This window comes from Hydrogenophaga sp. LT287 (assembly GCF_055702805.1).
The window spans coordinates 24774-37160 of record NZ_JBVPZC010000006.1 but is presented as its reverse complement, the minus strand read 5'-3'; the positions used below and the strand labels follow the sequence as shown (position 1 = coordinate 37160).

Genomic DNA, 12387 nt, shown 5'->3' with positions numbered 1-12387 from the left:
TGCTTACCGGAGTCGAGGATTGAGAGCATCACGCAGCCAGTCGCCCAGCAGGTTCACAGAGAGCGCAATCAACACCAACATAGCGCCCGGGAAAATGGTGATCCACCACTCGCCAGAAAACAGGTAGTCGTTGCCCACGCGGATGAGCGTGCCCAGCGATGGCGAAGTGGGTGGTGCGCCCACCCCCAGAAACGACAGCGTGGCCTCGGTGATGATGGCCGTGGCCACCTGGATGGTGGCCAGCACCAGCACCGGCCCCATGACGTTGGGCAGCACATGGCTGCGCATGATGCGCAGCGGGGCCACACCCGTCACACGGGCCGCCTGCACGTATTCTTTGTTGCGCTCCACCAGCGTCGAGCCGCGCACCGTGCGCGCGTATTGCACCCAGCCGGTGAGCGTGATCGACAGAATCAACACGCCAAACGCGAGCCCTTCGTGCGCGTTGGGAAACATCGCGCGCCCCACACCGGCAATCAGCAGCGCCACCAGAATAGAGGGAAACGAGAGCATGACGTCGCACAGGCGCATGAGCACGCCATCCACCCAGCCGCCCAGAAACCCGGCCAGCAAACCAAACGACACGCCGATCACCACCGACAACACCACCGACGCCAAACCGACCGCCAGCGAAATGCGGGCGCCATACATGATGGCCGACAGAATGTCGCGCCCCTGGTCGTCGGTACCCAGCAAGAAGTTGGCTGAACCACCCTCGCTCCAGAAGGGCGGCAACCGGGCGTTGGACAGTTCCAGCGTGGCCAGATCAAACGGGTTGTGCGGCGCCACCCAGGGCGCAAACAAGGCGCTGAACACGCACACGAAAGCGATCACCGCCGCCACGATGGCGGTGGGTGAATTCAAAAAACTGTGGCCGACATCGCCGTCGAACCAGCGGCGCAAAGTGGAGATCAAAGTAAAAGCTTTCGTAATCAATCAACCGGGCGCCCCGTCTGCTGGCGAGCCCGCCCTGAGCCAGCCCGGCACCGCCCTTCGACAAGCGCAGGACGGGCCGCTACCGGCGCCCCTTTCAGGGGCTGACGCCGCAAACGGCGCGGGTTTTTTTATTTCACAGACATGTAGCGGAACGGCATGAAGTTGTCCGCAATTTGCGCCAGTTGCACGTTGTTGGCCACGCCCCAGGCCAGCGCCTGCTGGTGCAGAGGCAGGTGCCCCACGTCGTCGCTGTGGATCTTGAACGCCTCTTTGATCATGGCGTCGCGCTTGGGCTTGTCGGTTTCCGACTGGATCTTGGCCGTCAGCTCATCCACCTTGGGGTTGCAATACGAACCCAGGTTGAACTGGCCCGCGCCCGAGCTGTCCACGCAGCGCATCAAGGCGTTCAGCGCGTTGTGCGCGTCGTAGGTGCCAGGCGTCCAGCCCAGCAGGTAGAAGCTGGTGTCGCGCTTGAGAATTTTGGGGAAGTAAGTGCCCTTGGTTTCGGCCTGCAGGTTCACTTTCACCCCAACGCGCGCCAGGTTGGCGGCCACGGCCTGGCAAATGTTGCCATCGTTCACATAGCGGTCGTTCGGGCAGTTCATGCCCACCTCAAAGCCGTTGGGGTAACCGGCCTCGGCCAGCAGCTTTTTGGCGGCCTCCGGGTCGTAGGGCAAGCGGGTGTTCATCGCCGGGTCAAAGCCATTGATGCCCGGCCCCACCATCAGCGCGGTGGGCTTGGACGCGCCGCGCATCACCGTGCGCTGAATGCCGTTGATGTCGATGGCCTGGTAAAACGCCTGGCGCACCCGCTTGTCTTTGAACGGGTTTTTGCCCTTCACGTTGGAATACAGCAGCTCGTCGCGCGCCTGGTCCATGCCCAGGAAAATGGTGCGCAGCTCGGGGCCCTGCATCACCTTGCTTTTGCCACTGGCGTTGATGCGCGCCACGTCTTGCAGCGGCACCGGCTCAATCACGTCCACCTGGCCAGACAACAAGGCCGCCACGCGGGTGGCGTCGTTGCCAATCGGGGTGTACTCGACGTTGATCACGTTGCCTTCAATCTTCCCCCAGTAGTTGCCGTTGCGCACAAACGAGGTTTTCACGTTGGGCTGGCGCTCGCGCAAGCGAAACGGTCCCGTGCCATTGGCGCGGAAGGAAGCCGCATTTTCAATGCCTTTGCGGCGGTCCACGGGGCGCGTGGCCTGGTTCTCTTCGGCCCACTTTTTGTTCATGATGAACACGAGTGACAGCACGTCGGGCAAGATCGGAAATGGCGCCTTGGTTTCGATCTCAATGGCGAAGTCGTTGGCCTTGCGCACGCTCTTGAAGTCGTTGGTGTAGCTCTTCATGTCGGAGCCGTCGCCAGCCGCACGGGCAAAACTGAACAGCACATCGTCGGCGGTGAAGGGTGCGCCGTCATGAAATTTCACGCCCTTGCGCAGTTCAAAGCGCCACACCGTGGGCGCCGTTTGCTTCCACGAAGTGGCCAGCGCAGGCACCAGGTTCAGGTTTTTGTCGCGACCCACCAAAGGCTCATAAATGTTGTTGGTCACGCTGAGCTGCAGCGATTCGTTCAACGAATGCGGGTCCATCGACAAGGCATCGCCCTGGTTGCCAATGCGCACGGTCTGTGCGGAGGCCGCGCTCATGGCGGTCATGGCAGCAATCACCAGACTGGCGGCCAGCGTTTTCTTCAGTTTCATGCGTTGCTCCTAGCGGTTGGGGGTCAGGGGATCAATAAAACGTTGAAAAGCAAATCTTGGATCACGCCGATTCGGTCAGCGGCATGCCGTGTTCCACCAGGCTGGCATGCAAGGCGGCGCCCAACGGCAGCACATCGTCGTTGAAGTCGTATCGGCTGTTGTGCAAATAGCACCCACCCATGCCGCTCTCAAGGCCCTGGCCGAGCCGCAAATAGGCGCCGGGCTTGACCTGCAGCATGAACGAAAAATCTTCGGCACCCATGCTCGGGTCCATGGCGCGGTCCACATGCTCATGGCCCACCAGCTTTTGCGCCACATCGGCGGCAAAGCGGGCCTCGTCGCGGCTGTTGATGGTGGCCGGGTAAATGCGCTCGTAATGCACATGCGCTGTGGCACCCAGGCCCAGGGCCACGCCCGAACACACCTCATGTATGCGGCGCTCCACCAGGTTTTGTACTTCGGGGCTAAAGGTGCGCACCGTGCCCACCAGCGTGGCCTTGCCGGGCATCACGCTGAAAGCACCCATGTCACCCGCCTGCATGGCGCACACGCTGATCACTGCGCTGTCAATGGCGCGCACGTTGCGCGACACGATACTCTGCAAGGCCGTGATCAGATGCGCCGACACCAGTACCGGGTCCACCGTCTGGTACGGGTGGGCGCCGTGGCCGCCTTTGCCCGTCACTTCAATCGTGATGCGGTCGGCCGACGCCATCATGGGCCCCGGGTTCACGCCCACGGTGCCGGGCTTCATCTGCGGCCAGTTGTGCATGCCGTAGACCGACTGCACCGGAAAGCGGTCAAACAGGCCGTCTTCGATCATGGCCTTGGCGCCGGCAAAGCCCTCTTCACCGGGCTGAAAGATCAGCACCGCGGTGCCGTCAAAGTGCCGCGTTTCGGCCAGATAACGCGCTGCCCCCACCAGCATCGCGGTGTGGCCGTCATGGCCGCAACCGTGCATCATGCCGGGCTTGGTGGACTTCCAGGCAAAGTCGTTGTGCTCGGTCATGGGCAGTGCGTCCATGTCGGCGCGCAGGCCCATCATGCGGCCACTGCCGCGCTCGCGGCCGTGAATCACGGCCACCACGCCGGTCTTGCCAATGCCGGTGTGGATCTCGTCCACCCCACACACTTTGAGCGATTCCACCACGCGCTGCGCGGTGTAGTGCTCTTCAAACCCGATTTCAGGGTGGGCGTGCAGGTCACGCCGCAGCGCCGTCAGCTCGGGGTGGAAGGCCGCAATGTGCGCAAACGCGCGGCCATGGGCTTTGATGCGAGGAGCCAGCATGTTGGTCTCTTTAAAGGCGTCGTTCCAGAAGCGTCAGAGGCTCAGTGTCCACCCGACTTTTCCACGCGAAGGCGCGGGTCGACGGCGAAATACAACAGGTCAACCACCAGGTTGATCACCACGAAAATGAGCGCAATCAGGCACAGGTAAGCGGCCATCACCGGAATGTCGGCAAACGTCACCGCCTGAATGAACAGCAAGCCCATGCCCGGCCACTGAAACACGGTCTCGGTGATGATGGCAAACGCAATCAGACCGCCCAGCTGCAAGCCCGTGATGGTCATCACCGGCACCAGGGTGTTTTTCAGCGCGTGGCCAAAGTGCACCGCCCGGTTGGTCAGGCCCCGGGCGCGGGCAAACTTGATGTAGTCGGTGCGCAGCACCTCCAGCATTTCAGCGCGCACCAGCCGCATGATCAGCGTGAGCTGAAAAATGGCCAGCGTGATCGCGGGCAACACAATGTGGTGCCAGCCCTTGGCTGTCAGCAAGCCAGTGCTCCACCAGCCCAGCTGGGTCACGTCGCCACGGCCAAAGCTCGGGAACCAGCCCAGGTTCACGGCAAACACCAGGATCAACAAGATGCCGATCAGGAACGTGGGCAGCGACACGCCCAGCAGCGACACCGTCATGAACAACTGGCTAATGAACGTGCCCCGCTTGAGCGCCGCATAGACGCCCATGGGAATGCCCATCACCAAGGCCATCACCGCGGCCACCAGCGCGAGTTCCAGCGTGGCCGGAAAGCGCTCGGCAATCAGGCGCGACACCTTGGCGCCCTGGCGCAGGCTCAGGCCAAATTCCCCCTGCGAAGCGTTGGCCAGAAAATGCCAGAACTGCACCACAAAAGGTTGGTCCAGCCCCAGGTCGGCGCGCAGTTCGCGTATCTGGTCGGCCGTGGCGTCTTGCCCCAGCAAAAACACCACCGGGTCACCCACATACTGGAACAGCATGAACGCGATCAAGGCCACGCTGACCATGACGATCACGGCCTGCGCGAGCCGCCTGAGAATGAATGCAAACATTGTTTTTAGAATTAAAAAGGGGGCCAACCTTCACAGGCTGCGACCCCCTGCGACCGAGCTGAAATCAGTTTACCTTGATCAGGCGCCAGTCCAGCCGGTTGTCGGCGCGGTGCACCACGTCGATGTTTTTCTTCATGGCCCAGGGAATGATCTGGTTGTGCAGCGGAATGTGCGCCACGTCTTCGTTTTGCAACAGCAGCGCTTTGTTCAGCAATTCGGTGCGCAGCTTCAGATCGGTCTCTTTCTTGGTGCGCTCCACCAAAGCGTCCATTTGCGGGTTGCTGTAGCGGCCCACGTTGTAGTTGCCGTCGCCGCCCGCACCCAGCGAGCGCGTGAGCGACTGCAGGCTGTACAGCGCATCAAAGGTGGGCACGCCCCAGCCCAACATGTAAATGCTGGCTTCGTAGCGCTGGATCATGGGGAAATACGTCACCAGCGGCAGCGTACGCAGCTTGGCTTTCACGCCAATGCGCGCCCACATGGAGGTGACGGCCTGGCAAATCTGCTCGTCGTTGATGTAGCGGTTGTTGGGGCAGGCAAAGTCCACCTCAAATCCGTCTTTGTAACCCGCGTCGGCCAGCAGCTTTTGGGCAGCCGCCACGTCAAACGGGTAGCGCTTGTGCACCGCCTCGCTCCAGCCGTTCACCTGCGGCGCCACCAAGGCGCCGGTGGGCTGGCCCAGGCCGCGCAGCGTCACGCGGGCAATGGTGTTGATGTCGATCGCCTGGTACAGCGCCTTGCGCACGCGCTGGTCTTTCAGTGGGTTCTTGCCCTTGATGTTGCTGCCCGGCAGCTCGTTGCGGTGCTGGTCCATGCCAAAGAAAATGGTGCGGTTTTCAATGCCGTCCACCACCTTCAGGCTGCCTTCCGAGCGCACACGGGGCAGATCTTGCGGGCTCGGGTCCAGCACAAAGTCCACCTCGCCCGACAGCAGTGCGGCCATGCGCGTGGCCACGGCCTTCACCGGGGTGTACACAATTTCGGTCGCGTTGCCTTCCATCTTGCCCCACCAGGCCGTGTTGCGAGACAACACCAGCTTCTGGTCGGGCTGCCATTCTTTCAGCACGAACGGACCGGTGCCGTTGGCGTTTCGGTGGGCAAAGTTCTCGTCTTTGGTGCGAATGTCTTTCGGCGCCACCGAGTTGTTTTTCTCGGCCCAGGCCTTGCTCATCATGCGCAGCTCGGTCAGCTGGTTCAGCAGCACCGGATTCGGGTCCTTGGTGAAGATGTCAATGGTGTTGGCATTCACCTTCACCACGCGGTCAATACCCTGGGTGTACACCGCAAAGTTCGACGTCTTGCTCATGGCGCGCTCAATGGAAAACACCGCGTCGTCGGCCGAAAACGTGGAGCCATCGTGAAACTTCACGCCGGTGCGCAACGTCAGGCGCAACTGGGTGGGGGTCACCTGCTTCCAGGCCGTGGCCAAAATGGGCTCGGGCTTGAACGTGCGGCTGTTGTAGTACACCAGTGACTCGTACACCGCCGCGTGCACGCCGTTGGCCAAGGCGTTGTTTTGCGAATGGATGTCCCAAGTGGGGATGTCGCTGGAGCTGGTCCATTTGAAGGTTTTGGCCTGCAGTCCACCAGCGGTCAAAGCCAGGGCTGCACAGAGAACGGTCAGTCGGTATTTCATTGGTTGACACCTGAATTACTTGTAGAAGTTCTTACTATGCAACATCCGTTCCTGGTTGAGCACGGTGCTAACCCGCATCCGTGATGCCCTCGAGACAGCGCCCCTGGCAAAACGCACCATCGAGCCCTACATTCACCCAAATTCAGCGTGCTTTAGCCAAAGTGATGCAACCGTTGAAGCGTCCTCAACGCATACTTTCTGTGACGCGGGGCAACAAGCTCAAGGCCCCGTACCAGGCTTTCAATCGGCTTTCCGTGTTGTCGGTGTCGGTCATCAAGGCCACCGCAATCAAAGGCCCGGGTGGCTCGCCAAACGCCTGCACAAAATCGGCGTACACATCGCGTTCGTGGTCGCGCCAGCGCCCCAGCTGGTCAGCGCCAGACTCCACCACCAGTTTTCGAATACGGTCGGTGCGCGGATTCACCACAACGGTGTCAGCCGGCTCGGTGTTGCTCCAAACATAAACCAGGCTGGCGTAAGGCAGCGGCTCACCCGTGAGCAGGCGCGTGAGTTCAGACAAGCGGTGTGTGCGCGGTGACAGCTTGGCACGATCACCGTCAAAGGCCAACACAATGCGCACCGGCGAGTCCTCGTTCTGCGCATCGGCCAGGTCGGCACCGGGGGCCAGTCCGTCAATCTTCCAGGAAAAAGCCAGGCGTCCCGCCTGCACCGGCGCCGTGTCCATTTGCTGGCGCAAGATGCTCACCGACCGCTCGGCCGACACCACCAACGCCGGGCGGCCCTGAATGGCTGCCGCGTCAAACCGCGCAAACGCTTTGCCCGGCAACACAAACGGCTCCCATTCGCGCACCGTTTCGGGCGTATTGAACAAGCGCCGCGCCGCCTGCCGCGCCGCTTGGCTGTGCAGGGGCTTGGCGCTTTTCCCGGTGGCAGCCGCCTCGCCTGCATCCAGGCTTACGCTGTTGCCCTCAGCCGCGTCGTCTGGCGGCACGCTGGGCAGAGCGCAAGCCGCCAGCCCCAACACACACACAAGCGCCCCAACCCGCAGCCAGCTCACAGAAACCACACGCCCATGAGCGGCCCACGCACCACACCGCCGGCGGTAGCGATCTCGAAACCCCGGGTGTTGTCAAAACACATCTTTTTCACCCCATTTATGCCAGAAAACGTCATAAAAGCCTCTGTATTGGGCGTTCAACAAGGCTTATCCCCCAATGAGGGGATGGGCCAAATACCAGCCAACTCCTACATTGGACCTTGGCAACACGTTGTTGCCAGCAGCCCACCCAAGGTGCGTCAAACCTGGGCTGTATCCACCCGGTCGTTCCAAGGAGGAATTTATGTTCAAAAAAACACTGGCGACGCTGCTCGCCCTCTTCGCCGCCGCCGCGTTTGCGGCTGTCGACGTCAACGAAGCCTCGGTGGCCGACCTCGACAGCATCAAAGGCATTGGCCCCGGCACCTCAGCCAAAATTGTGGAGCAGCGCAAGGTCGCCAAGTTTAAAGACTGGGACGACCTGGTGCAGCGCGTGTCCGGCATTGGCGACAAGCGCGCCGCCAAGCTCTCAGCCGAAGGCCTCACCGTGGGCGGCGCAGCGTTCAAATCCAGCGACAAGAAAACCGTGGTCGCCAAAGCGACCAAACCCGCTGCAGCCGACAAAGCACCAGACGCAGTGCCCGCCAAGAAGTAAGCGCTTAAGGCAGAGCCACAACGCCACACCCCAACGCTGTGGGCTTTGCAGACATAAAAAAACCCGCCGAGGCGGGTTTTTTTATGTGCGCTCCATGCGGCGCAAGCCGCATGGGAAACGATTTGCAGAGGTCAAACACCATGTTCAAACCCAAAAAAACCCCGGGTGATGCCCGGGGTTTTCTTGAAACCAAAACCAGCGGTCTTACGACCGCAGGGCTTTAGAAAGCGTGACGCACGCCCACAGCGAAGAAGTCGCCGTCAGCAGCGCCGGACTTGCGGCTTTCTGCGCGCAGACCGCCGTACACCGAAGTGCGCTTGGACAAGCTGTAAGCAGCTGCCACGCCGAAGCCGCTGTCAGCCTCGCCGCCTTTTACGTTGGAACGGGCGTAGCCCACCGACAGGGTCAGCGCGCTGCTCAGAGGCACGTCTGCACCGATCTGGTAAGAGTTGGTACGGACACCGGCTTCTGGCTTGGTGGTGTAGTAGCTAGCCAGCAGCTTGGCCATGCCCAGATCGTAGGAACCGTTAACGATCAGGCCTTCTTGACCGTTTTCGTCGCCTTCAAAACCGACAGCGGCACCGATAGGACCGTTGGCATAGGCCACATTGACGGCGCTGATACGACCGTCGCCGTCGGCGCTACCCTTATTACCGTTGAGCTGGGTGCTCACAGCAGCGGTGAAACCGGCAAACTCGGGGGTTGCGTAGTACAGCTGAGCATCGGCTGCGCCGGTGTAGCCGTTCAACCAGACAGCATTGGCCGACAAAGCCGAGTCAAAGCCGCTGTTAGCAGCACCGAACACATCGTCCATCGCGTTGAAGCTGCGGCCCAACTTCACGGTACCAAAACCACCGCTGAGGCCAATGTTGGCTTGGCGGGCAAAGGTATTGCCTTCGGTAGCACCGTTGGTCAGGTCAAGCGCTTGTTCGAAGTTGAAGTGAGCCTTCAAGCCGCCACCCAGATCTTCGGTGCCCTTGAAACCCAGGCGGCTGGTGGACACGCCACCGCTGCCAACTTTCATTTTACCTTTGACGATGCTGCCGTCAGCAAGCGTCTCCTCTTTGTACTTGCCGACCCAGATGTCAGCGATACCGTAGAGGGTCACGCTGGACTGTGCAAATGCGGCGCCGGAAGCAGCCAGAACGGCCAGAGCAATCAGAGATTTTTTCATGAGGATTTCCTTTTGAAAATTCCAGCTACGTACATCGAAGCCGGATGTGAAAGCAAGTCACATGGCAAATCCTAACCCCGGGAAAACCCGCACCACAGGGTTTCCCCTATAAACCTCGACACAAAGAGCATTTTTGTTGTTTTTTTTAAACAAGATTGGCGCCAGACGAACAAAATGACACGTTTGAAAGGCACCAAAGAGGTTTTTCCTTCAAAGAAAACACGCTCTCTACGCTGTTGCCGGGATCGGCGCCCGCACGGTGCTTAGTTTCTGGCGGACAGACTTTCCCAGCCGAAATCTGACACGGCATAGGTACTCAGCTGACGCTCAAGACTGAACCCGACATCAGCGGACTCATGAAAAAACCCCTGCGGCAGTAATGCCGCAGGGGTTTTTGAATTTCAGAGCGTCAGCTGGTCATACCAGCCACACGATCAGAAGTTGTGGCGGATGCCCAAGCCGAGGTTGTTCACGTTCGTAGCAGTCTTGCCTTTACCGTCGCGCAGGAATGCAGCGTAAGCAAAGGTGCGCTTGCTCAAAGCGTACTTGCCTTCAACCAGCACGTTGGTGTCTTTGAACTCGGTGTCACGAGCGATGTCCAGCGTCAGACCGACAGGACCCATCATGGTGGTGCCACCGATGGTGAAACCTTTGGAATCACCGGCTGGATCAACGATCGAGCCAGCTACCTTGAAGGCACCGAAGTCGTAGTTGGCACCAACATGAAGGTTTTTCTCGGCGCCCTCAATCTTGTTGTAGCCCAGAGCCACAACCAGAGGACCACCACGGTAGATGGCGTTCAGGTCAACCTTGCCGCTTCCGCCATTGTTTTCCTTCAAGATGGTGCCCAGCGTTGCGCTGAAGCCACCCATGTTGGGGGTGGTGTAGGCGATTTGGCTGCTGTTGCGGATACCACCCAGAACAGCGCCGAACTGGCCGACAGCGGCAGAGTAGTTAGCGGTACCGGTCAGTTCCCAGGCAGCGGCTGCGAAGAAGGATGGGTTCAGGGTGCGGCCCAGACGGACTTCACCAAAACCACCACCCAGCGTCATGTAAGCAGCGCGGCCGAATGCACCAGCACCGGCCTGGGACAAGGATCCGTCAGCCAAGCTGAGACCTTGCTCAAAATTGAAGCCAGCCTTCATGCCGCCACCCAGATCTTCGGTACCGCGCACGCCCCAACGGCTGGTGCCGTTGTTCATGCCGGCAGCGCTGGCGAAAGCAGTAGACTTGCCGGTGGACTTGACGATAGCAGCGTCAGCCACGCCGTACAGGGTCACGGAAGATTGTGCGAAGGCGGCGCTGGTGGCTGCCACGGCGGCCAGAGCAATCAGGGTCTTTTTCATTGAGAAATTCTCCAAGGTTGTGAAAAGAGAGGCCTCGGGTCTGTGCCCTTGAACCAACCTCCGTTTCGGAAGCTGAAGCAATTACAACAGAATGGGCCGAGCTGCACCACGGCGAGCGGCACCACCGGGCGCAATATTTGGGTAAACCCTAGGTTTTTTGTTGCAACCGAACTACAAACAAGCCACTTGATCTGACACAACACACGGCGACAAGAAAGCATCGACAGCGCGCGCACGCCGTGAGCCAGCCATGAGGGCGCGAGCGGCATGGCAAGATGACCGCTGTGACGCGCGCCATGGTTTGCAGGCTTAACGTGGCCTGCACCGACCCGACCGCTAGACAACACCGAGGAGCCCCACCATGCGAATGGACCCCCTGCTGACCGCGGCCGACGCCGCTTTGAGAACGCTTTTTGTGCCGGCCCGCGCTTCGCGCGACTGCCCGACCGTGCCTGAGAGGCCCAATGAGGCTTTGAGCGACGACGAGCGGCGGCTTTCGGGTGCGCTGATGCGGGTGAACCATGTGGGCGAGGTGTGTGCGCAGGCGCTTTACACGGCGCAAGCCTTGGCGGCGCGCAGCCCCGGCGGCGGCAAGGCGCCCAACCGGGCGCTGGCGGCGCAGCTGGAGGCGGCTGGCCGCGAAGAAACCGACCACCTGGCCTGGACGAAGGCACGGCTGGACGAGCTGGGCGCGCGGCCTTCGCTGCTGAACCCGCTGTGGTACGCCGGGGCTTTTGGGCTGGGCCTGCTGGCTGGGCGCATGGGGCCGGGGGTGAGCCTGGGTTTTGTGGTGGAAACGGAGCGCCAGGTGGAAGCGCACCTGGCCAGCCACATGGACCGGCTGCCGCCGGGGGACCAGGCTTCGCGCGCCATCGTGGCGCAAATGAAGGACGACGAAGCCCGCCACGCACGGGAGGCGCAACACGCCGGCGCGGTGGAGCTGCCAGCGCCGGTGCGGGGCTTGATGCGGGCGGCCGCCAAGGTGATGACGACGGTGGCGCACCGGGTGTGAAGCGGGGCGGCCACCTTGCCGGCGCGCCAGGCCTTCAGCGCGCTCAGGCCGAGTGGGGATAGGGCAAAGCCCCGGGCGTCAGGCTTCGATCAGCTCAAAACCGGTGGTGATGTCGGCGGTTTTGCCCAGCATGATGCTGGCTGAGCAGTATTTTTCGTGGCTCATGGCAATGGCACGCTCGACCGCTGTGGCGGGAATGCCTTTGCCGGTGACGGTGAAGTGCATGTGGATTTTGGTGAAGACTTTGGGGTCGACCTCGGCGCGCTCGGTGGTGAGCTTGACGCTGCAGCCGCGCACGTCGTGACGGCCGCGCTTCAAAATGAGCACCACGTCGTAGGCGGTGCAGCCACCGGTGCCGGCGAGCACGGTTTCCATGGGGCGGGGGGCCAGGTTGGCACCGCCGTTCTCAGGCTTGGCGGCGTCGGGGGCGCCATCCATGGTGAGCACATGGCCGCTGCCGGTTTCGGCCACAAAGCCCATGTGGGAGCGGGTGCCGGCGGCGCCGGTCCAGGTGACGGTGCATTCCATGAGGGGTTCCAAGCGTGAAATAAGTAGCGAACTTTGGGTAAGCTCTCTAAAAGATAGCAAAAGCCAGCCCAACTTTGTTGCATTGCA

The 12387-nt window shown here is 61.1% G+C and carries 11 protein-coding genes; 2 read left to right on the top strand and 9 right to left on the bottom strand.

The features are described from left to right. Nucleotides 1-3: 3 nt before the first annotated feature. From AC0GNR_RS06985 to AC0GNR_RS06960, 6 genes are all read right to left on the bottom strand, one after another. Nucleotides 4-915 carry an ABC transporter permease gene (locus tag AC0GNR_RS06985; protein ID WP_472900247.1) on the bottom strand — a complete coding sequence of 304 codons (912 nt, stop codon included), beginning with the start codon at nt 913-915 and terminating at the stop codon, nt 4-6. A 149-nt stretch (nt 916-1064) separates the two neighbouring features. Continuing rightward, nucleotides 1065-2642 carry an ABC transporter substrate-binding protein gene (locus AC0GNR_RS06980; RefSeq protein WP_472900246.1) on the bottom strand — a complete coding sequence of 526 codons (1578 nt, stop codon included), beginning with the start codon at nt 2640-2642 and terminating at the stop codon, nt 1065-1067. 61 nt (nt 2643-2703) lie between these two features. Beyond that, a complete protein-coding gene (locus AC0GNR_RS06975; protein WP_472900245.1) occupies nt 2704-3930 on the bottom strand; it encodes a M20 aminoacylase family protein in 1227 nt (408 codons plus the stop codon). Between the two features lie 41 nt (nt 3931-3971). Further along, nucleotides 3972-4952 (bottom strand): ABC transporter permease, encoded by a 981-nt coding sequence (locus tag AC0GNR_RS06970; RefSeq protein ID WP_472900244.1) that lies wholly within the window; start codon nt 4950-4952, stop codon nt 3972-3974. Between the two features lie 64 nt (nt 4953-5016). Then, nucleotides 5017-6588 (bottom strand): ABC transporter substrate-binding protein, encoded by a 1572-nt coding sequence (locus AC0GNR_RS06965; RefSeq protein ID WP_472900243.1) that lies wholly within the window; start codon nt 6586-6588, stop codon nt 5017-5019. 184 nt (nt 6589-6772) lie between these two features. Beyond that, the gene (locus AC0GNR_RS06960; protein ID WP_472900242.1) at nt 6773-7540 is read right to left on the bottom strand and encodes a DUF3047 domain-containing protein; all 768 of its coding nucleotides are present in this window, start codon (nt 7538-7540) and stop codon (nt 6773-6775) included. Between the two features lie 349 nt (nt 7541-7889). Here AC0GNR_RS06960 and AC0GNR_RS06955 point away from each other — a divergent pair, with 349 nt between their 5' ends. Beyond that, nucleotides 7890-8240: a ComEA family DNA-binding protein gene (locus AC0GNR_RS06955; RefSeq protein ID WP_472900241.1), complete on the top strand. Its 351-nt coding sequence runs from the start codon at nt 7890-7892 to the stop codon at nt 8238-8240. Nucleotides 8241-8460: 220 nt separating this feature from the next. On the opposite strand, the gene AC0GNR_RS06950 is transcribed toward AC0GNR_RS06955, so the two are convergent. Both AC0GNR_RS06950 and AC0GNR_RS06945 read right to left on the bottom strand, forming a co-directional pair. Continuing rightward, a complete protein-coding gene (locus AC0GNR_RS06950; protein WP_472900240.1) occupies nt 8461-9414 on the bottom strand; it encodes a porin in 954 nt (317 codons plus the stop codon). Between the two features lie 434 nt (nt 9415-9848). Next, nucleotides 9849-10817, bottom strand: coding sequence for a porin (locus tag AC0GNR_RS06945; RefSeq protein WP_472900239.1), 969 nt, complete (start codon nt 10815-10817; stop codon nt 9849-9851). Nucleotides 10818-11121: 304 nt separating this feature from the next. On the opposite strand from AC0GNR_RS06945, the gene coq7 reads away from it, so the two are divergent. Then, on the top strand, nt 11122-11772 hold the full coding sequence (gene coq7, locus AC0GNR_RS06940; protein WP_472900238.1) for a 2-polyprenyl-3-methyl-6-methoxy-1,4-benzoquinone monooxygenase: 651 nt from the start codon (nt 11122-11124) through the stop codon (nt 11770-11772). A 78-nt stretch (nt 11773-11850) separates the two neighbouring features. Here the strand turns inward: coq7 and AC0GNR_RS06935 are convergent, their stop codons facing one another. Further along, nucleotides 11851-12300 (bottom strand): OsmC family protein, encoded by a 450-nt coding sequence (locus tag AC0GNR_RS06935; RefSeq protein ID WP_472900237.1) that lies wholly within the window; start codon nt 12298-12300, stop codon nt 11851-11853. Between the last annotated feature and the right edge of the window lie 87 nt (nt 12301-12387).